Raw genomic sequence first — 21787 nt, forward strand, 5'->3', positions numbered from 1 at the left:
TCCTGCGCTTGCTCTGCGTAATAAACTGATCACTTGCCCCTTCTCCCCCCCCGCAAAAAAGCAGGGCGCAGTATTGTGATTGCGGTTGGGAAAGCTGCCCCCGCGATGTTGCGAGAAGCCTTGCGGCACATCCGTGGGGGCCACACAGCCATAGCCGTTACCCAATCCGACATCCGATCCCGAACGAAGACGGGCTGCAGGCGGGGCGCCAGATTATAGAGCTGTTGTCTGAAGCAAGAGAACAGGATCAGGTCATTGCTCTGTTCGCTCCGGGGATCGGGACAGTCGTTTCGTTGCCAAGCCATCAATCAAGATGGCTGGCAATCCTCAAATTCTACACGGAAACTGTCTTGCGCTTTTCGTTCGTCTCTTGGTGTCGCGCCAAAGGCTTCACGGTAATGTCGGCGGAATGTGCCAGACGAAGAATACCCGACCATGATTGCCACTTGTGCAATAGAATCATTGGTAAAAAGAACAAGTTGGCGAGCCTGTTTCATGCGCATCTTGCGATAATACTGCAAAGGGCTTTGGCCAGTTGCCTCTTTGAAGCTGCGTTCAAGATTTCTGGTGGAAATGCCAATCGCTCGGGCGACTTTGGTCATTGATACCGGGTTTTCGATGTTCTCGGCAAAGTAGCGGATCGCGTGATCAACCTGTTTTGGCAAAAGGTCCTGGCTTTTGGCCGTGGCCAATGCGGGCTGTTTTTGTGGAAAGGTGGGGCTACGCACAAATGGATGTTGAAACCAACAAGCAGCTTCCGCCATAACTTCTGGGCCCAGATGCTCTCCAACTAAGGAAAGCATATGATCGAAGGCTGCCAACGCGCCAGAAATGCTTGTAAAATCATCAGATTGACAGATGACGCTGCTTTCTACTGGCACATATGGAAATTCTGCCTGAAAGGCCGCTGTGTAACACCAGTGAACGGACATAGGCTGCGCCTTTTGCAGGCCAGTCCGCACCAAAGGAAATACACCTCCACTGATCGCACCTAGGCGCGTTCCCTGTCGCAGAATCCGCTGAAGGGCCGCATGAGACCGAGCCGGTTTTAGAAACCGAGCCTTGGGGCCAGAAGCGAAAAAAAGGTGATCCAAAGCGCCCACGTCTGACAGAGATGCGTCCGGCATGATCGGAACACCAGCAGAAGAAGTCACCGGCTCGTCCTTTTCAGAGACAATAAGCCACCGAAATGCCTCTCTTCCGGTGATTTCATTTGCCGCGCGTAAGGGTTCTACAAAGGAGGACAGTGCAGCCATGGGAAAGCCAGGAAAGATCAAGAGGCCCAATGACATAGGGGGTTTTTCTTCTCTCATCTCTGTCTCCTTCTCGCTATCCTCTGCTCGGTCTTCTCAAGGGTTTCTTGGGATTTGCTACTCGTAATTGCCTTTCACCCGCTCTTTTCGTGGATCAAAATGCGGAAAGGGCACGATCTTTGCACGCAGCCGCTTTTGCTGCCCGTCGAGCTGGCCGATTTCAAGTTCCGTTCCGATCTCCGCATGCGTAGTAGCGACCCGGCCCAGAGCGATGACCTTCCCCAGGATGGGGGATTTCATCGCACTGGTGATTTCGCCCACCTGCGCGCGCCCAATGCGGATGCAATCGCCAGGCGCCGGAATTGTGCCGCCTTCGACCTCAAAGCCCACGAGTTTGCGGTGCGGATGCGCCTTGCGCTCTTCAATGGCAGCACGGCCGATAAAGTCATCTTCCTTGGACTTCAGCGGCACCGTGAAGCCGATGCCCGCTTCAAAGGGGTCGGTCTGGTCGTCAAACTCTGAGCCGGAAAAGATCAGCCCGCCTTCGATACGCAGCATATCCAGCGCTTCCAGCCCCAGCGGGGTGATGCCGAACTCCTGACCCTCTTCCCAGACCCTGTCAAAGATCTCCACCGCGTCCTTGGGATGGCAAAAGATCTCATAGCCTAGCTCACCAGAGTAGCCGGTGCGCGAGATCACCACCGAGGTGCCGGAAACGCCCCCCACTCGCGCCACGGCCAGCCGGAACCAGGGCAGTTCACCAATGGTGGGCTGCTGAGGTGGGGTCCATAAGATACGGCTGAGGATCTCGCGGCTATGGCGACCCTGCACCGCGATATTATGCAGCTGATCCGTCGAGTTGCGCACCCAGACATTGAGGCCGAGTTTGCGCGCCTGCTCCTGCAGCCAAAGACCACTGGTGTCATTGCCGCCGATCCAGCGGAAATTGGTCTCACCCAGCCGGTAGACGGTACCATCGTCAATCATGCCGCCGTGTTCATAGCACATGGCGGTATAGACCACCTGTCCCACACTCAGCTTTTTCATGTTGCGGGTCACACAGAGCTGCATCAGCTCTTCGGCATCGGGGCCTGTCACCTCATATTTGCGCAGCGGGCTCAGATCCATCACCGCCACCTTGTCGCGGCAGGCCCAGTATTCGGCGATGGCACCGTGGTTGGTCATTGTATTGGGCAGCCAATAGCCATTGTATTCGATGAAATCGCGGGTATGGCGCGCAAAACACTCATGAAACGCGGTTTTCTTAGTTTCTTCCACATCCGCCTCCGCAGATTTTCTGTAGCCAATGGAGCGGGAGAAATCTTCCCCCGCCTTGTAGGTGCGGACTTGTATGTCCGTTGGGTTCCAGCCATTGGCCGGGTCGATGTCGCAGGGACAGGCGGTGCTGACGCAGACCAGATCAGTGAGCGCGCGCAACAGCACATAGTCGCCGGGACGGGACCAGGGATCGTCCATGCCGATCGAATTGGTCTCGTCCAGCAGGGTGTTGAAAAAGAAGTTGATGGCCGGCCAGCCGCCGCGCGGCTTGATGTCGTATTGTGCCAGATCTTGGTTGATATTGTCCGAGCAGTTGATGTGGCCGGGATAGCCGAGGTCCTCATAGTAGCGGGCGGTACAGGCAAGCCCGAAGGTATCGTGCCGCCCGCAGGTATCCTGCACGATCTCGACCAGGGGCTCCTGATCCACCGACCAGTATTTGGAAAATACCCCCGGCGTCGGATAGAGGTTGCCCATCAGACTGCGGGTCGTGGTCGGATCGATTTCCCGCTCCACCCCTTTGTCCAGGGCGCGCAGGCTGAAGGCCTGAAAATCCGAGCATTCGCGGCCCTTAACGTCTAGAATCTGGATGTACTCGCCCGCCTTAACCTCATAGCTTTGGGCATTGCCCGGCAAAATATTGTAGTCCTGCAAGGGGTCCGACAGCGGCTCCGGGGCAATGATATCCGGCTTCTCCCGCCCGCGTGCGGCGCGTTTCACATAGAGAATGATGTCTGTTGGCGGGTTCTGCTCTTCGGGACGCATCGGCGCGCCCGGGGCCGCCACAATCAAAAGGCCATCGACCTCAGCGGAGAAGGTCACCATGTCGCCGGCCTGTGAGCCTTCTTCAAAGGCACGGATGGCATCCCCTTGACCGATGTCGAACCCAGCCTGTTCCAGCGCCCGCAATACCTTGCGGCCAGAGCGGGAGCCATTGGCCAGGGTGGCGATGATCCCATCAGGCCGCCCCTGCCCTGCAGCGCCCAGATATCCGGCGCGCGAGCTGCGGTCCGGGGCAAAACAGACCACCTCTGCCTTCTGCATGCCGTCGCGGTCCAAAAGGGTGATCTGATCCCCCTTTGCAATGGCGATAGCGCGGGAGCCTGCGCCCGGAACCGGGTGGCGCTCTACCCCGTGGGGCAGGATGGGCAGGCCAGGGGCCAGCACGCCGCGCCGCTCAAAGGGAGCTTCAAAGATCGGTTGCACGTTCATTTTCTGATCTTCCCTGCTCTGTCAGTCCAGGCCCAGGGCCTGTTTGCGGCGCTCCGCCCAAGCGGTGATTGCCATGTCAAAGGTGAGCGCCATCAAAGAGACGTTGAGCCCCAGCACAAAGTTCTTGCCCAGCTCGGTTCCCGCCAGTGTTCGTTGCAACTCTTGGCCCAGATCCTGGGTGCCGATGAAGGCGGCGATGATGACCATGAAAAAGGCAAACATGATGGCCTGGTTGAAGCCGACAGCCATGGTGGGAAGCGCCAGAGGCAGCTGCACCGACAGAAGCTTCTGCCGCCGGGTCGAGCCGGACATATCCGCCGCTTCGGTCAGTTCGGCAGGCACAGTGCGCAGCCCCTCGACCGTGTAGCGGGTCAGCGGCACCGTGGCGAAGATCAGGATCGAGAAAATCACCGCCACATCGTTGACGCCAAAGAGCATGATCGCCGGGATCAGATAGATGAAGCTGGGGAAGGTCTGCGCCGTATCGCAGGCCAGGAGCACCCTTCTCGACCAGGCCTCGGAACGCGAGGCCAGAATGCCCAGCGGAATGCCTATCATCAGTGCCAGCACCACCGCCGAGATCACCGCATAAAGCGTGATGATTGAGCGGTCCCACCAGCCGGAAAAGGCCACGATGGTGAAAAAGATCGCCGCAAACACCGCCGGACGGCGTCCCCCCAGCCAGTAAGAGAAGCTGACCACCATGAGGATGAAGGCGGGTGTCGGAATCGACAGCAGGGTATCGCGGAAGGGGATCAGCACTTTGACATTGAGGAACCAACGCAGCCACTCGGTCACCGCACGGATACCGTCCATGGCCAGAAAGCCTTTGATCAGAAAGTCGATTTCCTTGCCTTGGCTAAAGTGCTGCTTGCGCCCGATGCTGCCCAGGATCGGGAAAAGCTGCGCCAGAAGGAGAAAACCGACAAAGACTCCCAGCGCCAGAAGGGGCATCCGGTGACGGATCCACCAGGGCGTGCCCTTGTCAAAATGCGCCGGCTGCTTGACTACCCAGGCCTTGGACATCCGGTCCAGAGTCACCGCAAGCAGCACGATCGTAATCCCGATTTCAAACGAGCGGCCCAGCTTGAAGCTGCCCATCATCGCCAGGAGTTTTGCCCCCAGCCCCGGCATGCCAATAAAGGCGGTGAGAACCACCATGGCAAGGCAAAGCATGATCACCTGGTTCACGCCCACCAGGATCTCGGTCCGGGCGGCGGGCACATAGACATGGCGCAGCATCTGCCAGCGCGAACAGCCCGACATCTTGCCGGCCTCGATCACTTCGGGGCTGACCTTTTTCAAACCCAGGGTTGTCATCAGGATCATCGGCGGGATGGCAAAGATCACCGTTGCCACAGCGCCTGCAGTTGGACCGACCTTGAAAAAGATCACTGCCGGCAGAAGATAGGTGAAGAAGGGCAGGGTCTGTAGCACGCTGAGCATGGGTTTCAGTAGCCGCTCAACCCAGGCGTATTTCCAGGCGGCGATGCCCAGACCCAGACCGATGGCAAAGGCCAGCGGAGCCGCAACGGTCAACACTGACATGGTCTGCATTGCCATTTTCCATTGGCCGATCAAGGCAGTCCAAATAAAGGTCCCGGCGCCAAGTGCCGCCAGCCGCCAACCACCAAGCGCATAGCCAACCACCGCAGCCACCCCAGCCACTGCTGTCCAGGGCACCGGCCCCAGATAGGGCCAACGGCGCTTGCCCTCCAGCAAGTTGGCTGAGGTATCCAAGAGGAACTCCAGTGGTCCTTCGGCAATGAAGCGCGTCACATGGATGAGACCCAGGTCATTCTGAACAAAGGCAAAAGCAGCGTCCAAGACCTGCGCAGTGGGGGGGATCATCTCTTTGGGTAACCGGTGCAGCCATGCGGGCAGCAGGCTCAAGTATTGCGCTAGGGTCAAAAGGAGTGCCGTGCCAAGCAACAGACACAAAACCTGGCTCCTGGTACTGGCTCCCTGCGCCTTTTGTGGCAAATCGGTTGAAAGCGTCGCCATCAGGCGTCTCCCAGCAGAAGATCAAGCGCCTTTTGCCGCTGCAGCACGCCGGTCACGGCGCCTTTGGCATCAGCGACGGGAAGATGGGCTCGGGTGTCATTGATCAAGAGACGTGCCAGATTATGGATCGTGGCGCCGCCATCGATTGCCGTGCCCTCCACGGCGGTGCCATTCAGCGGTGAGGCCAGCCCACGAGCATGGACGACGCGGGCCTTGTCGATCTCTTCGGTGAATTTGGCGACATATTCGGTGGCTGGATTCATCACGATCTGGTCTGGGGTGTCGCATTGCTCCACCGCGCCATTACGCATGATGGCAATGCGGTCAGCCAGGCGCAGGGCTTCGTCAAAGTCATGGGTGATAAAGACAATGGTCTTACCCAGCATCTCTTGCAGGCGCAGGAATTCATCCTGCATCTCGCGGCGGATAAGTGGGTCCAGCGCCGAGAACGGTTCATCCAGGAACCAGATGTCCGGCTCAATCGCCAATGAACGCGCGATGCCCACGCGCTGCTGCTGACCCCCGGAAAGTTCGCGCGGGAAGTACTCTTCCCGCCCCTCAAGCCCGACCAGTTGGATCACCTCCAGCGCCCGCGCACGGCGTTCGTGGCGGTCCTGGCCCCGCATCTCCAGGGGGAAGGCAACGTTGTCCAGAACTGTGCGATGCGGCAGCAGTCCGAAAGATTGAAACACCATTCCCATCTTGTTGCGGCGCAGCTCGATCAGCTCGCGTTCATCCATGGCCATGATATCCTGGCCTTCGACCTCAATTGTCCCGCCGGTGATGTCGTGCAACCGGGAGAAACAGCGCACCAAGGTGGATTTTCCGGAACCGGACAGCCCCATGATCACCAGCATCTCGCCGCGCCCGACCTCGATCGAGACATCCTTGACCCCGGCGATATAGCCGTCGGCGCGGATGTCATCATAGGAGCGGCCCGGAGTCATATTGGTTAGGTATCTTTGGGGGGAAGCTCCAAAGAGCTTCCAGACGTTTTTGGCTGAGATCACAGGGGATGTGCTGGGCATGAGATAGTCCGCGTATTTGGGCACACGCGGCCTGACGGTTCGCACCGCAGGCCACGCAATGGCTGGTTTAAAGAATTAGCTTTGGCAGGCGCTAATCCAGGGTTCTACGACCGCGTGGTTTGCTGCCAGCCATTCTTCGGCTGCCTCTTCCGGCTCCATCTCGTCGGTATCGACCAGTTTTGCCATTTCCGCGATTTGCGGGTTGGTGAAGGAGATTTTGGTCAATGCGCAATAGGCATTGGGCCATTTCTCTTGCATGCCATCCCAGGCCGCCTTCTTCAGATAGCCGCTGGTTGGATTGCCACAGTCATAAAGTGCATCCGGGTTGGGGCCTTTGGAAGGGTCCGTATCGCAGCCATCTTCCCAGGCGGGGAAATTGACAAATTCACCCGGCCAGACGGCCTCGGCAAAATTCGGGGTCCAGTTGAAGACCAATACCGGGCGCTTGTCAGCTTCGGCCGCTCCGATTTCAGCCCAGAGTGCCGCAGCAGAGCCTGCATTGATGACGGTGAAGTTCAGCCCCAGGGCTTCTGCGCGTTCCTTACCGTGCTTCAGCCAGTCAACAGGACCGTCCAGATAGCGCCCCTTTTCACCGGTTTCCGCAGTTGCAAAAAGATGGGCGCAATCATTCAAGGCCTGCCAATCCGGCAACCCCGGACAGGCTTCTTTGGTCCAAAGCGGATACCACCAATCCTCTCGGGTTACGGCATCATGGTCGCCAGCATCATGAAGCCCTCCCTTTCCTAGCGCTGCGCGATAGGAGGCCCCAAACGCGCCCTCCCAGACTTCCATCTCCAGGGAGACATCGCCGAGCCGAACGGATTCATAAACGGCCTGGCTGTCAGTGGTCACATATTCAACGTTGTTGCCCATCTCTTCAAAAATCAGCCCCACGACATTGGACATCACGATCTGGCTGGACCAGTTGTGAACCGGAATGACAATCGGATCGCTGCTGTCGGCGGCAAAGCCTGATGATCCGAAAGTGACGGACAGTGTAGCTGCAGACAAAATGGTTGTTAGTTTCATGTTCGCTCCCTGGTGTTTCTGGTGTTGTCACCGCGGGATTCTCATGATCCCGGCTAGATGCATTCTGCATGTATCAAGCCTGTTTTCAGCCAAGAGATTTGATTGCTCGTGCCCAAAGAAATTAGAGGCAAATCTGAATTTTCGTGGTTTAATCAGCCCGTTGGCGATTCGGGGCACTCTCTGTCAGGAAAATAAATTCCCCGAAAATAAACATTCAAGCCGTAAGACCCCAACCTGGAGTGCCTGTTCACATGCTGAGCAAGAAGAAAATTCTGCCGCCCCTGGACTATCTTTTAGCCTTTGAAGCGGCGGCCAAGACGGGCAGTTTTGCTCGCGCCAGCGATGAGCTGAACATCTCGGAGACCGCAATCAGTCGCAAAGTGCGCCTTTTGGAGCAGCACTACAATGTCCCACTTTTTGTGCGCGGCAACCGTTCGATCACTCTCACGCAGCAGGGCGGGACGCTGCTTACCTCGGTTGAGCGCTCGATGGATATCCTGCGCGAGGCCAGTCGGGATATGTTTGCCAACCACCAGGCCAATTCGATCAATCTGGCAGCAACTAACTCAGTCGCCGCGCTCTGGTTGATGCCACGCCTGCACAAGTTCAACCGCTCGAACGCGCGGGTGAAGATCACCCTGGTGTCCTCTGACAGCGATGCAGAGTGCCTCTCCAATGAAATGGACCTCTCGATCCTGCGCGGAGAAGGCGATTGGCCCGGCTATGAGGCGCATATGCTGTTTGGCGAAACGGTGTTTCCTGTTTGTAGTCCGCGGTTTTTGGCACGCGACTCAAATGTGACAAATTTAAAGTCTCTGCCGGATCTAGATCTGATCGAGGTGACCAGCAGTCATGTGGAGTGGATGACCTGGAAGACCTGGCTGGGCCACAATGGTATCAGCGACGCGCCGTTAGAGCGCGCGGTGGCCTTTAACACTTACCCTCTGGCAATCCAGGCAGCACTGGATGGGCTGGGTGTGGTCCTTGGCTGGGGTCATCTGGTGGATCACCTGCTGGAGTCCGGAGAACTGGTCCGCCCCCTTGGTGACCAGGCCGTTCGGACGGAGTCCGGCTACTACCTGCTGAAAAATGCCAGCCACAAGGGTTTTCCGGAAAAGCAGATTGTCGAGAACTGGCTGATCGAGCAAAGCGCGCAGCGCAAACGTTATGTCGGCCGGGTTGCGGGAGCCTGAACGTCTGCCTTTCCTGACCGGTCCTCTCAGTAAGCCAGCACGGCGATACCGGCAAAGGCTGCAACACAGCCCAGCCACTGCTGCAGGCGCATCGTCTCGCGCAGGAAGGCCCAGGCCAGAACAACCGTCAGCATACCAAAGATCGAAGAGACAACAGAGGCAAATTCAGCCTGTGGCATGCTTCCTGCTGCCAGCACCGATTGCAGCGCCACCCCATCCAAAAGCCCCATCACAATAAGGATTGGTAAGGGTTTCAGCCCTGGCCAGAAAGACTGCCGGGTTATCATCATCAGCACCAGTAAGAGGGTTAGCGCAGTGAAGCGAGTGAGCAGATTTGCGGCCCCCGGATCTGCCTGCGCAGCAGTCTGTCCAAGCGCAAAGGTGCTGGCAAAACCAGCCGCTGCAATCAGAGACAAAGTCACGGCAACGGCCCCTCCGCCTGTTTCATCGCTTTCAGTCGCAGGCTCGGTCTCGCCGCCGGCTGCAAAGCCAACCCCGGCCACGATGAGCACAACCGCCAGCCATTGCCACAGGGGGATCTCTGCTCCCTGCCAGAGCGCAAAAAGCACCGAGAGGATAGGGTAGCTTGCGATCAATGGCGCCACCAGGGCAACCGGCCCGCGCCGGAAAGCCGCATAAAGCGCCAGGCCAGCGATCAGATAGCACAGCCCCGCAGCCATGGCATAGGAGGCAGCACCGAGCGACGACAACAGCCCCTCACCCGCGGCTGCCATACCACCGGCCTCGTAGAGCAGCCCCACTGTGAGGACCACCATAAGCGAGCCCATCAGCGGCACCTGATCCTTCAGAAACCGCACTGAGAAATCATGCAGGCCCCAACACAAGGCTGCAATCAAGCCTAAACCGAGTGCACTCATGAGCCCTCCAGAAACTCTGCGCAGGCAACAAAGAACCCGCATGAAACCCTATCCAAAGACTTGCCCAAAGACTCGGCAGAGGCAATACTCTTGTTAAATTATCTTTCACAACAGGAATACCCTGGAGACCGAAGGTGAAAAGCGCAGTAGATCAGATCGGCGGGGAAATCCAACTGCGAAACCTGGTGGAGCGGTTCTACGACCGGATGGAAACCGATCCTGCGGTGCATGCCCTGCACCGGTTGCACTTCCGCGGCCATGGTCTCAACCATACCCGCCAGGCGCAGTTCGAATTCCTCTGCGGTTTCCTGGGCGGGCGTGCTTACTACAAAGAGCGGTTTGGCCATATGAACATGCGGGAAATCCACGCCCATGTGCCGATCCGCGAGGCGGATGCAGAATTGTGGCTTGAGACCTTTGATGCAGCCCTTCACGACTGCGCCATGGAGGGCCCGGCGGTCGAGCGTCTGCGCGCCAGCCTGCGGCGGGCAGCACTCTCGTTGGTGAACGATGTGCCGGACTGGCGGTTGGAGGCCCCGGCGCACCAGGCCCCTGCATCCAACTGATGACCTGAAACAAAAAAGCCCCGGCCGCAAAGCCGGGGTTTGGACAGGGAGGAAACCTGGGGATCTTGGCCCTGTCAAAGCTCTGGATTTAGATATCCAGCGTGTTCTCACGCTCCCAACGGCTGAAGTGGCTCACAAAGGAATTCCATTCCTGCTGCTTCATCTTCAGATAGGCGTTGGAGAACTCCATGCCCATCATTGCCTTCAGCTCTTCGTCCTTGTCGTATTCGCGCAGGGCGTCGAGCATGTTGAGCGGCAGTTTGGGCGCATCGGTGATGGTATGGCCTTCGGCATACATATCGATGTCATGGCGCTGCCCCGGGTCTGCCTGTGAACGGATACCAGACAGGCCCGCGGCGATGATCACCGCCTGCAACAGATAGGGGTTTGTGGCTCCATCCGGCAGTCGTAGCTCAAACCGGCCAGGCCCAGGTACGCGCACCATATGGGTTCGGTTATTGCCGGTCCAGGTCACGGTATTGGGCGCCCAGGTAGCACCGGACATGGTGCGCGGCGCGTTGATCCGCTTGTAGCTGTTTACCGTCGGGTTGGTGATCGCGGCCAGGGCAGAGGCATGCCTCATGATGCCGCCCAGGAAGTGTTTGCCGCGTTCGCCGAGGCCCACTTCGCCGGTCGGCCCCTCGCCCTCGCCTGCAAAGACATTCACACTGGCATCCGAGCCCGCTGCATCCCAGACCGAAATATGTGCGTGGCAGCCGTTGCCCGTCAGACCCTCGATCGGCTTGGGCATGAAGGTGGCGCGGAAGCCATGCTTTTCGGCGACGGATTTCGCCATGAACTTGAAGAAACTGTGCTTGTCCGCAGTTTTCAGCGCATCGTCAAAATCCCAGTTCATCTCCCACTGGCCATTGGCATCTTCGTGGTCGTTCTGGTAGGCACCCCAACCCAGTTCAAGCATATAGTCGCTGATTTCCTGAATCACATCCAATCGGCGCATCATTGCCTGCTGATCATAGCAGGGTTTTTCGGCGCTATCGAAGGGGTCCGAGATCTGCTCACCGTCCGGGGTCAGCAGGAAGAATTCAGCCTCAATTCCGGTCTTGACGTGCAGGCCTTGGTCCGCAGCTTCTTTGATTAGACGGCGCAGCACATTGCGAGGCGCCTGCGCGACGTCTTCGCCTTCCATTACGCAATTGCCGGGCACCCAAGCGATCTCGGAGTTCCATGGCAACTGAATCACTGCCTCTGGATCCGGCACTGCCAGCATGTCCGGATGCGCCGGAGTGAGGTCAAGCCAGGTGGCAAAACCAGCAAAACCCGCGCCATCCTCTTGCATATCAGCGATTGCCCGCGCCGGAACCAGCTTGGCCCGCTGCCCACCGAACAGATCGGTGAAGGATATCATGAAATACTTGACGCCTTTTTCTTTGGCGAAAGCAGCCAGATCTATCGTCATGGTCTGTCTCCCCTTTCCCTGTTGTCTTGTTTTCATCTGAAAAAGGCGCGGCAATCGGTCTGCCGCGCCCCTGTATTCGCTGTTTAGAAACCGGGTTTGCCCGGATACCAGTCCGTCCCCGCCAAGGGCACTTTGGCCATGGCTGCCGCTTCCATCGTCAAAGCGCAGAGGTCCTCTGGCTCAAGATTGTGGAGGTGATTATGGCCACAGGCGCGCGCAATGGTTTGCGCCTCCAGCGTCATCACGCTGAGGTAATTGCGCAACCGGCGACCGGCTTCGACTGGGTCCAGACGGGACGCGAGTTTCGCTTCCTGGGTGGTGATGCCCGCCGGATCCTGGCCTTCGTGCCAGTCATCATAGGCGCCAGTGGTGGAGCCAAGCTTTTGGTATTCCTCTTCCCACTTGGGATCATTGTCGCCGATGGCAACCATGGCAGCGGTGCCGATAGAGACCGCATCAGCCCCCAGGGCCATGGCCTTGGCCACATCGGCACCGGTACGGATGCCGCCGGAAACCACCAGCTGCACCTCACGGTGCACGCCCAGATCCTGCAGCGCCTGCACGGCAGGGCGGATACAGGCCAGGGTTGGCAGGCCCACATGTTCGATGAAGACATCCTGGGTAGCAGCGGTGCCGCCCTGCATGCCGTCCAGAACTACCACATCGGCGCCGGCCTTCACCGCCAGCGCGGTGTCATAATATGGCCGGGTACCGCCAACTTTGATGTAGATCGGTTTTTCCCAATTGGTGATTTCGCGCAGCTCCAGGATCTTGATCTCCAGATCATCGGGGCCGGTCCAATCCGGGTGGCGGCAGGCAGAGCGCTGGTCGATACCCTTTGGCAAAGTGCGCATTTCCGCCACCCGGTCAGAGATTTTCTGACCAAGCAGCATGCCACCGCCGCCGGGCTTGGCGCCCTGACCCACCACGATTTCAATCGCGTCAGCCTTGCGCAGGTCATTGGGGTTCATGCCGTAGCGCGAGGGCAGGTACTGATAGACCAACTGAGTGGAATGGCCGCGTTCCTCAGGCGTCATGCCGCCGTCGCCGGTGGTGGTCGAGGTGCCCGCCATCGAGGCACCGCGCCCCAGGGCTTCTTTCGCTGGTCCGGACAATGCGCCAAAACTCATCCCGGCGATGGTGATCGGGATCTCCAGCTCGATCGGCTTTTTGGCAAAGCGGGTGCCCAGGGTAACCTTGGTCTCGCATTTCTCCCGGTAGCCTTCCAGCGGGTAGCGCGAGATCGAGGCGCCCAGGAACAGGAGATCATCGAAATGCGGAACCCGGCGTTTGGCGCCACCGCCGCGGATGTCATAGATCCCAGTGGCCGCAGCACGGCGGATTTCGGCGTTGATCGGATTGCTGAAGGTTGCCGACTGGATCGGAACCGTGCGGGGAATGCCGTGATTGTCGTCTTTCATCTCCATCCCCTCAGTAAGCGTTGTCGATGTTGAAGTTGTAAAGCTTGCGGGCCGAGCCATAGCGTTTGAACTCGTCCGGTTTGGCGTCGCAGCCACCGCGCTCCAAGAGCTCCGCCAAGAGTTCCAGATGCTCAGGCCGCATCTCTTTTTCGATGCAGTCCGCACCCAGCGATTTGACCGAGCCGCGCACAAAGAGGCGGGCCTCGTAAAGGCTGTCGCCCAGAGCGTCGCCGGCATCGCCGCAGACCACCAGATTGCCAGATTGCGCCATGAAGGCGGACATATGGCCGATATTGCCATGCACGATGATGTCGATACCCTTCATGGAGATACCACAACGTGAGGAGGCATTGCCTTTGATCACCAGGGTGCCGCCATGACCGGTGGCGCCAGCATATTGTGAGGCATCGCCTTCAACAATCACTGTACCACTCATCATGTTCTCGGCCACGCCCGGCCCGGCGGAGCCATGCACATGCACTGTAGCCTGCTGGTTCATGCCGGCACAGTAATAGCCGGTGGAGCCCTTCACATTGACCTCAATCGGGGCATCGAGACCTACCGCGATGGCATGGCTGCCGCGCGGGTTCATCACTTCCCATTGGGTTTGGTTGCTGATGCCCGCCTGCTCATGCAGGGTCGCGTTGAGGGCGCGCAGCCCCTGTGCTTCCAGATCAAATAGCTGCATATCAGGCCGCCTTGTCCTGAGAGGTTGGAGCATCATTGTGGCTCCAGAAATAGACCGTTGCGGGCTCTGGCTCCCAAACCCGGGCTTCTTCGATGCCGGGCAGGTTGACCAGGGCGCGGTATTCCGAGCCGAAGGCTACATATTGGTCTGTTTCAGCCATCACCGCGGGCTTGCAGGCAATCGGGTCACGCACCACGCCAAAGCCATCTTTGGTGCCAACCACAAAGGTGAAGAACCCGTCAAGATCGTCGAGGCTGGATTCCAGAGCTTCGCCCAATGAGGCCCCCTCGCGCATTTTCCAGGTCAAATAAGCGGCACCCACTTCTGTGTCGTTCTCGGTCTGGATATGCACCCCTTCGCGGCGCAGTTTGCGGCGCAGAGAGTTGTGATTGGAGAGCGAGCCATTGTGCACCAGGCACTGGTCCAGGCCAGTGTTGAACGGGTGCGCACCCATGGTGGTGACAGCGGATTCCGTGGCCATGCGAGTATGGCCGATACCATGGGTGCCGCTCATGCCGCTGAGATCAAAACGCTCCGCCACATCCTTGGGCAGGCCCACTTCTTTGTAGATCTCTAAGCTCTCACCTTCGCTCATCACCCGCACGCTGTCATGGTGCGCCACCAGATTCTCTCGTGCAGCAGCGAGCTTCTCCGAGGCCAGATCCAAAACCGCATGGGTGTCTGTTCGGTGGATTAAAACCTGATCCTGCAGCGCTTCGCTGAGGTCTGCAGCCAGGGTTTCAAAATCGGCATCTGGACTATGCGACTGCACAGTGAGCTTGGCCCGGCCCGTTTCGCTACCGCCATAGATTGCGATGCCGGCACTATCCGGTCCGCGGTCGGTCATGGTGATCAGCATGTCTGTCAGCATGGCGCCAAGCTGGGGCGCCAGCGATTGGTCTTTGAGGAATAATCCTACAATCCCGCACATGGAATTCAGTCCTCCGTCAGGGTGTTTCGTTGATTCGACGCTATCACCAACGCCAAGCTCAATCAATAATCTAGGGAATATTTATTTCCTGTAAGAAAAAGAGCGGCCGGATAACCAACCGCTCTCTCTGTTCTTCACAATGGGGATACGGTCAGTATTTTTCCAATATTTCCCGAACCTTATCCGGATCGCCAGCGCGGCGGGCCTCCTCCAGGTGTTTGCCTTCCCGGACAAACTGGATGCGATGCCAGCCGACCCAGAAGATCACCCCAAATATGGTCATCAGCACTTCAGAGCCCTGGAAGGGGTAGACAGCACCGACCTCGGCCAGATCCACGGCCCAGCTTTCATATCCAATGGTAGACATAACGCTCTTTCCTTATTCTGCGGGGGTTGCACTTGCGGCCAGATGGGCCTTGTCAGCTTCGATGATCGCCGCCTTGGCATCCTCGTAGGCGTGGTGTTCGGCGTAATCGAGACCCTGGAGTTCAACCTCCTCTGGGATCCGCAGAACACCAGCGGCGGCCTGCATCTTGGCAACGCACCAGGCGGGGACAAAGCCGAGACCAAAGAACATGATCAGGGCGCCAAGGGTCTGACCCAGCGGATTGATCGATGCATAACCCTCGAAAGGAGAGGCAGGCACACCCCAGAGCATAAAGCCAGAGATGATCAAGCCAACAACCCCGGCATAGCCATGCACCGCAACCGCTCCAACCGCATCGTCCAGCTTGAAGCGGCGCTCGACCCAGTAGTGCAGGTTATAGACGATGACAACGCCAACGGCTGCCACCAGCATCGCCTGGATCGGGTGGTAGAGGTCATTGCCTGCCGAAGCGGTGATGACCCCTGCCAAGCCACCGGAGAAGGTCCAGAAGGCATCCCCGCGCGAGACCACATAGGCCGCCATCAACCCACCAGACAGGGACATCAGGAAGTTAAAGGTGATCGCCGACAGTGACGTGGGCGCCAGATAGATATTGGTTGCGGTCCAGGTGGTACCGGTGATCTGTCCGCCGATCGCTTCGGGTGAAATCGCGGGCACGTTGCAAGCCGCATAGAAGCCCCAAAAGCCGGTGTAGATCAGGAAGATCCCGATGGTCAGCATCCAGGGGTTATGAGGCGGGATATCGCGCGGCGTGCCATCCTTGGCGAATTTGCCGATGCGGGGTCCCAGCACCATGATCACACCCAGGGCATAACCGCCGGCAATGGCGTGAATCACACCAGAGGCATAGGCATCGTGATAGCCAAGGTATTTGACCATCCAGCCGGCATAGTGCCAGCCCCAGGCGGCATCGATGATCCACCAGACGGAACCGATGAGAACCGCATGCACCCAGAGAGCCGAAGAGCGAATCCGTTCGATAACCGCCCCGGAGACGATGGAGGCCGCAGTCCAGGAGAACAGCAAGAAGGCCGCCCAAAACACACCGGTGATTCGGTCGCTCAGGTTGGTGCCCATGGTCTCGGACCAGGGGAGATTCGCATTGCCTGCCTCATGGTTGAGGCCGCCGAAGAAGGGGAAATCCGGGAAGGCCCAGTAGATCCACCATCCGAAGAAGAAGAAGGTGACGGTCACCAAAGGGATGACCATAACGTTTTTCATCAGCGTATGCATATGGTTGCGGTGGCGACTGGCGCCCACCTCATACATGCAGAAGCCGACATGAATTAAGAACATAAAGACGACGGTCACCCAGTAATAAAACTCGGTAAAAACTGTCGTCAGCGCGTTGAGATTTCCGTCCACGGTTTCCTCTCCCTGTTCGCTTTTGGTCGTTGGAACTTGTCGTCTTACTTTCCTCATGGGAAATTGTTTATCCTAAGAGGATATAGTGCGCCCGGAGCTGTCAACTGTTTTGTGAGGGCGTTCATCTTGCCGCATTGCCGCACTGAGATGCCGTATTTGAGCTCAGATCCCTGTGAAATAGGGGCGATCGGTCATTCTGCGCTGCAATAAACGCCCTGGGTTTGCCCAAATATTTTATGGGCTGAGCCACGAATTATTCCTGCCAGGAAAAAATTATGCGCTTGAGTATTGATTTTAATTCCAATCTCAGCCTGAATATTGGCAGCGAACACGAGAAGAGATCTTAGGGAGAATGCAGATGGCCATTATGTGGAGAAGGTCTGCCTTGGCGCAGCGCCATGCGGAGATTGGCGGAGAGCTGGAGGACTGGAACGGCATGGGAACCGCCTGGTTCTATGACCACAGTCCGGAGCGGGCCAAGGCTGACTATGAGGCCATTCGCACCAAGGCGGGGCTGATGGATGTTTCCGGCCTGAAAAAGGTGCATGTGATGGGCGAGCACGCTGCCCAGGTCATCGACCGGGTCACCACCCGCAATGTCGAAAAGATCATGCCCGGCCGCTCCACCTATGCCTCGATCCTGAATGATCAGGGCAAATTCGTGGATGACTGCATCATCTACCGCCTGTCGGTAAATTCCTGGATGGTGGTGCATGGCACCGGCACCGGAATGGAGCAACTCTCGACCGTAGCCGCCTCCAAAAACTGCGCGGTGATCTTTGACGATGACCTGCACGATATGTCGCTGCAGGGGCCCGTTGCGGTGGACTTCCTGGCCCAGCACATTCCCGGCATCCGAGATCTGGCCTATTTCGGCATCATCCAGACCAAGCTTTTTGGCTGCCCTGTGATGATCTCGCGCACCGGCTATACCGGTGAACGCGGCTATGAGATTTTCTGCCAGGCCAAGGATGCGATGCACCTCTGGGACAGCATCCTGGAAGGCGGCAAGGACATGGGCATCCGCCCGGTACAGTTCTCCACCCTCGATCTGTTGCGCACCGAAAGCTACCTGCTGTTTTATCCTGGCGACAATTCAGAGACTTACCCCTTTGAGGGCGAGACCTGCGGTGACACGCTCTGGGAGCTGGGGCTTGAGTTTACCGTCTCCCCCGGCAAAACTGGTTTTATCGGTGCCGAGAACCACTATGCCGCGGAAGGTAAAGAGCGTTTCAAGATCTACGGCGTCATTCTGGAGGGCAAGACCCCGGCGGATGAGGGCGCGGATCTGCTACAGAACGGCGAGAAAGTCGGTGTGGTCACCTTCGGCATGCATTCCGAGGTCAACAACCACAATGTCGGCATCGCCCGGATGCCGGTGGATTGCGCCAAACCCGGAACCGAACTCACCGTGCGCAATGGTGACGGGACAGAAATTGCCGCCCGCGCGGCAGAGATGCCCTTCTACGATCAGGACAAATCGATCCGCACCGCCAAGGGCTGACCCAGCAGTCCTGCGGGCAGGTAGCCAAGCCGCATGTCCGCAGGGCGCAAGGACTCACATGAGGACATAATGTCAAAATTTGATTTTCCACCCTCGATCAGAAGCCGCCCCATCTGGAGCAGCCTGGAAGCACGGAAAGGCACAGCGCATCTGATGATCGCCGATGCGGAAGGCGCCGAGGCGATCCTGGATATCGCCACGCCTGAACTGATGGCAAATAGCCACATCATTCATATCCCCAAAGGCAAGAGCTACAGCGAACACCTCAGCGCGCTCAATCCGGCGCAGCTTTATGAGGGGCCATCCTATGAAGCCGCCCTGCCCCGCATCCGCCGGGTGCTCACGGATGGGCATATGGGGCTGCAGGTCTATCTGGCCGGCACCGAGGGGCTGATGGGCCAGGCGATGCAGGAGATGATGAGCGCCGGCATTCCCCATAGCGCCATCCAGACCGAGCACCACGGCTCCACTGCCCGCCGGATGCAATGCGTCCATTGCAAGGGGATCACCGAGGATATCGAGACCGACCCCTATCAGTGTTCTCACTGCGGGCTGCATCTCTTTGTGCGGGATCACTATTCGCGCCGCCTTGCCGCCTATCAGGGCGTGCGGGTCGATGCCGAGGATCACGGAAATATTCCAGAACCCAAGGGGATCTACGAATGAGCGGCGCAGAGAAAATCCAAGTCAAGGTCACTGAGGTTACCCCTTTGAACGCGTTGGTCACCCGCTTCCGTTTTGAGGCCGTCGATGGCAGCCTCCTGCCGACTTTCTCCGGCGGTGCCCATACGGTGGTGGAGATGCAGGACGGCGGCATCACCCGGCTCAATCCCTATTCACTGATGTCGGATCCCTATGACCAAAGCGCCTATACCATCTCCGTCCGGCGCGATGACGCGGGGCGCGGCGGCTCACTGTTCATGCATAACCAGGTCAAAACCGGCGATGAGATGGTGATCAGCTATCCGGTGAACCTGTTTTCGCTGGATCTGCGGGCGCGCAAACATTTGTTTATTGCCGGCGGCATCGGCATCACGCCTTTCCTGGCGCAGATCCACCAGCTGGAACATTTCAACGGCCACTGGGAGCTGCATTATTCCTGCCGCAGCGAGGCTCTGGGTTCTTATGCGGATGAGCTGTCTCACAGCCACCCGAATAAGACCCATATCTACTACGACGATCAGGACCAAAGAATCGGCCTGCAGCATCTTCTGGAGGGGCAGCCACTGGGCACCCATGTCTATGTCTGCGGCCCCAAGGGCATGATCGACTGGGTGAAATCTACTGCTGAGGCGGAGAGCTGGCCCGCCGACAACATCCATTATGAGGAATTTCTGGCGCCGCAACCCGGCAAGCCTTTCCAGGTGAAGCTGGCAATTTCCAACAAGACCATTGAGGTCGGCGAGCACGAAAGCCTGCTGGAAGCAATGGAACGCGAAGGTGTCGATGCGCCTTACCTCTGCCGCGGAGGCGCCTGCGGCCAATGCGAAACCCGGGTGATCGACTACCAGGGGAACTTCATTCACCGCGATCACTGGTTGGATGACAACGAACACGCCAGCGGCGAAAAAATCATGCCCTGCGTCTCTCGCTTCGAGGGCAAGACCCTCGTGCTGGACCACTGACAGGAGGCACCGAAATGACTATCCAATTCAACGACGAGAGCTTTCGCGGCGATTACACCTTCCGCAATTCGGACTGGGCAATACAGCGCTTTCCCTTCCCCTTCCACGAAGACAGCTACATGTACTCGGTCAACATGGAGCAGCACCGGGGCGGGCCCAAGGGCTCGGTCTATGAACAGCGCTTTGACGTCGATGAGCATTATGTCTCGGAGATGAAGGACCGGGCGCTGGTGCTGGATCAGGACCCGCTGCGCTGCCAATCGCTGCCGCATATGACCCTGGCAGGCTGGGACCTGCTGGAACTGATCATGGTCAGCAAATCTGAAGACTACCCGGATCTGTTTGAGCTAAACCGCGACGGCAACCGCTGGCGCTGGGTGAACAAGCCCCTCCGGATCGACCATACTTTCACCTTCCTTGATGAAACCACCCTGCCCTATGGGCCGATGGAGTATATCACCCGGCAAGCGCAGGGAGATTTTGCTATCCTTGATCAGCGCGATGACATGCTGTGGATGGACGCCGGCATGGTCACCACCCAGGCCGACTGGAGCCTCGACTTCGACATCGGCATGAACTTTTTCGAGTGGCACGCCCCGGTGCCAAAGGCCCATGAGATGGGGATTTTTGTGCGAGCGCTGAAGTTCCTGTTGAACATCCAGCAGGGCGCACCAGCGCGGCGTCTCAACTGGACCATGACGGTGAACCCGCTGTTGGACACCAGCCCGGAGAACTACCACAAATGGGGCATTCAAAAGACGGAGCTGACGCCAGAGAATATCGGCCGGAAACAGCATTTGCGGGTGGAGCTGCAGACCTTCTTCCGGCTGCCCCGTTCAAACGCGCTGGTCTTCCCGATCCGTTGCTATCTCTGCGCCTTTGAGGATCTGATGACGGTGCCGAAATGGGGCCGTCGGCTGCATCGAGTAATCCGCGACCTGCCGGATGAACTGGCCACATATAAAGGCTTCATCGACAATCGTCCCCTGATGCTGGACTACCTCAGCAAGTTTGACGACGGGCTGCCGACATCACTCGGCATTTGGCCGGACCGCGAGACAGAGCCGCCGCTGCAGAAGTGAACTCCGATCAGCCAGAACCGGCTATTGCACCATAGAAAGGGCAGCACCCTCACGTGGAGAGGGTGCTGCCCGGCCTTGCAGCAGGGCCAGATGGTCAATAAACTGAACTGTCTCTGCTCAGATCGGCCAGCCGCCAAGCCGCTTACCGCCTGGAATCAGGCATTCTGCGGGTAGCTGATGATCGAGAGGTAGCGTGCGGGCAGCTCAACCAGTTTTTCCGGCCCATGCGGCGCATCGGCGTCAAAAAACAGGGTATCGCCCACCTCCAACAGATAGGCCTCATCGCCGTGTCGATATTCCACCTGCCCCTCCAGCATATAGATCGTCTCGATGCCGCCGTGTTGGAAGGTCGGAAAGACATCCGACTCCTCGCTCAGGGTGATCAGATAGGGCTCGACAATGACGCCGGAGCCATTGGCGCCGATATGCCCCAAAAGGTTGTATTGGTGATTGGCGCGGGTGCCCTCGCGCTCCAGCTCCACCCCTTCTCCGGATTTGGTATGGACCGCCTCGCGGCGCTCTTCAAAGCGGCGAAAAAAACTGGTCAGAGGAACCGACAGCGCATTGGCCAGGATCTGCAGCGTGGTCAGCGAGGGTGAGGTATTCCCGTTCTCGATCTTCGACAACATACCAATAGATAGACCAGTGATCTGCGCCAGCTCTGCAACGGTGATCTCCTTTTGCCGCCGGAAGGCCCGAACCTCGCGGCCGATAGCAACCTCCAAGACTTTCTCCCGATCGCTGCTGCGTAGGCTATGCGGATCTTGCGTCAGCTTGGCAGCCTTCTCCTTACCTCTCATCTCCAAACCGGGCCCCTTTTTTCTAATTTCTCGAAAGCATCTTAGTACTTTTCTCGGTAAAGAAAATGCCATCACTCTGGTAAATTTCACATTGTTAAAACTCTTAGAATGCAAGGAACATTCCT

Annotated in this window: 19 protein-coding genes and 1 pseudogene; 7 read left to right on the forward strand and 13 right to left on the reverse strand. The window is 58.1% G+C overall.

Features of this window, described 5'->3' with window-relative positions:
- Positions 1–176: 176 nt before the first annotated feature.
- Positions 177–293, forward strand: a pseudogene (locus tag AN476_RS23560) (hypothetical protein); the annotation flags it as partial.
- Positions 294–308: 15 nt separating this feature from the next.
- On the opposite strand, the gene AN476_RS11560 reads toward AN476_RS23560, so the two are convergent.
- The 5 genes from AN476_RS11560 to AN476_RS11580 all read right to left on the reverse strand — a co-directional run bounded on the left by AN476_RS11560 (position 309) and on the right by AN476_RS11580 (position 7804).
- Positions 309–1313, reverse strand: a complete 1005-nt coding sequence (locus tag AN476_RS11560) for a GlxA family transcriptional regulator (RefSeq protein ID WP_054461735.1) — start codon at positions 1311–1313, stop codon at positions 309–311.
- A 57-nt stretch (positions 1314–1370) separates the two neighbouring features.
- Complete coding sequence (locus AN476_RS11565; RefSeq protein WP_054461736.1) at positions 1371–3743, reverse strand: DUF1989 domain-containing protein; 2373 nt, start codon at positions 3741–3743, stop codon at positions 1371–1373.
- Between the two features lie 21 nt (positions 3744–3764).
- Positions 3765–5747 carry a proline/glycine betaine ABC transporter permease gene (locus tag AN476_RS11570; protein WP_054461737.1) on the reverse strand — a complete coding sequence of 661 codons (1983 nt, stop codon included), beginning with the start codon at positions 5745–5747 and terminating at the stop codon, positions 3765–3767.
- Complete coding sequence (locus AN476_RS11575; RefSeq protein ID WP_054461738.1) at positions 5747–6775, reverse strand: glycine betaine/L-proline ABC transporter ATP-binding protein; 1029 nt, start codon at positions 6773–6775, stop codon at positions 5747–5749. The genes AN476_RS11570 and AN476_RS11575 overlap by 1 nt, the downstream gene beginning before the upstream one ends.
- A 75-nt stretch (positions 6776–6850) precedes the next feature.
- Positions 6851–7804 (reverse strand): ABC transporter substrate-binding protein, encoded by a 954-nt coding sequence (locus AN476_RS11580; protein ID WP_054461739.1) that lies wholly within the window; start codon positions 7802–7804, stop codon positions 6851–6853.
- 251 nt (positions 7805–8055) lie between these two features.
- On the opposite strand from AN476_RS11580, the gene AN476_RS11585 reads away from it, so the two are divergent.
- Entirely contained in the window at positions 8056–8997 is a 942-nt protein-coding gene (locus tag AN476_RS11585) for a LysR substrate-binding domain-containing protein (protein WP_054461740.1), read from the forward strand.
- A 26-nt stretch (positions 8998–9023) separates the two neighbouring features.
- Here the strand turns inward: AN476_RS11585 and AN476_RS11590 are convergent, their stop codons facing one another.
- Complete coding sequence (locus tag AN476_RS11590; protein ID WP_054461741.1) at positions 9024–9875, reverse strand: DMT family transporter; 852 nt, start codon at positions 9873–9875, stop codon at positions 9024–9026.
- A gap of 134 nt (positions 9876–10009) precedes the next feature.
- On the opposite strand from AN476_RS11590, the gene AN476_RS11595 reads away from it, so the two are divergent.
- A complete protein-coding gene (locus tag AN476_RS11595; RefSeq protein ID WP_054461742.1) occupies positions 10010–10441 on the forward strand; it encodes a group II truncated hemoglobin in 432 nt (143 codons plus the stop codon).
- A gap of 88 nt (positions 10442–10529) precedes the next feature.
- Here the strand turns inward: AN476_RS11595 and glnT are convergent, their stop codons facing one another.
- The 6 genes from glnT to AN476_RS11625 form a co-directional block, all read right to left on the reverse strand.
- Positions 10530–11858: a type III glutamate--ammonia ligase gene (glnT, locus tag AN476_RS11600; RefSeq protein WP_054461743.1), complete on the reverse strand. Its 1329-nt coding sequence runs from the start codon at positions 11856–11858 to the stop codon at positions 10530–10532.
- Between the two features lie 83 nt (positions 11859–11941).
- Positions 11942–13279 carry an FMN-binding glutamate synthase family protein gene (locus AN476_RS11605; protein WP_054461744.1) on the reverse strand — a complete coding sequence of 446 codons (1338 nt, stop codon included), beginning with the start codon at positions 13277–13279 and terminating at the stop codon, positions 11942–11944.
- Between the two features lie 10 nt (positions 13280–13289).
- Positions 13290–13967, reverse strand: coding sequence for a GXGXG domain-containing protein (locus AN476_RS11610; RefSeq protein WP_054461745.1), 678 nt, complete (start codon positions 13965–13967; stop codon positions 13290–13292).
- A gap of 1 nt (position 13968) precedes the next feature.
- Entirely contained in the window at positions 13969–14898 is a 930-nt protein-coding gene (locus AN476_RS11615) for a glutamine amidotransferase family protein (RefSeq protein ID WP_054461746.1), read from the reverse strand.
- A 151-nt stretch (positions 14899–15049) separates the two neighbouring features.
- A complete protein-coding gene (locus AN476_RS11620; RefSeq protein WP_054461747.1) occupies positions 15050–15265 on the reverse strand; it encodes a hypothetical protein in 216 nt (71 codons plus the stop codon).
- Between the two features lie 12 nt (positions 15266–15277).
- Positions 15278–16651 carry an ammonium transporter gene (locus AN476_RS11625; RefSeq protein ID WP_054461748.1) on the reverse strand — a complete coding sequence of 458 codons (1374 nt, stop codon included), beginning with the start codon at positions 16649–16651 and terminating at the stop codon, positions 15278–15280.
- Between the two features lie 358 nt (positions 16652–17009).
- On the opposite strand from AN476_RS11625, the gene AN476_RS11630 reads away from it, so the two are divergent.
- From AN476_RS11630 to AN476_RS11645, 4 genes are all read left to right on the forward strand, one after another.
- Positions 17010–18155, forward strand: a complete 1146-nt coding sequence (locus AN476_RS11630; protein WP_054461762.1) for an aminomethyltransferase family protein — start codon at positions 17010–17012, stop codon at positions 18153–18155.
- A gap of 69 nt (positions 18156–18224) precedes the next feature.
- A complete protein-coding gene (locus AN476_RS11635; RefSeq protein ID WP_054461749.1) occupies positions 18225–18821 on the forward strand; it encodes a dimethylamine monooxygenase subunit DmmA family protein in 597 nt (198 codons plus the stop codon).
- On the forward strand, positions 18818–19780 hold the full coding sequence (locus tag AN476_RS11640) for a PDR/VanB family oxidoreductase (protein ID WP_054461750.1): 963 nt from the start codon (positions 18818–18820) through the stop codon (positions 19778–19780). Before AN476_RS11635 ends, AN476_RS11640 begins: the two co-directional genes overlap by 4 nt.
- Positions 19781–19794: 14 nt before the next feature.
- Positions 19795–20862 (forward strand): DUF3445 domain-containing protein, encoded by a 1068-nt coding sequence (locus tag AN476_RS11645; protein ID WP_054461751.1) that lies wholly within the window; start codon positions 19795–19797, stop codon positions 20860–20862.
- Positions 20863–21017: 155 nt separating this feature from the next.
- On the opposite strand, the gene AN476_RS11650 is transcribed toward AN476_RS11645, so the two are convergent.
- Complete coding sequence (locus AN476_RS11650) at positions 21018–21662, reverse strand: XRE family transcriptional regulator (protein ID WP_054461752.1); 645 nt, start codon at positions 21660–21662, stop codon at positions 21018–21020.
- Positions 21663–21787 lie beyond the last annotated feature (125 nt).

The organism is Phaeobacter sp. 11ANDIMAR09 (genome assembly GCF_001294455.1).
Classification (GTDB): Bacteria; Pseudomonadota; Alphaproteobacteria; order Rhodobacterales; family Rhodobacteraceae; genus Pseudophaeobacter.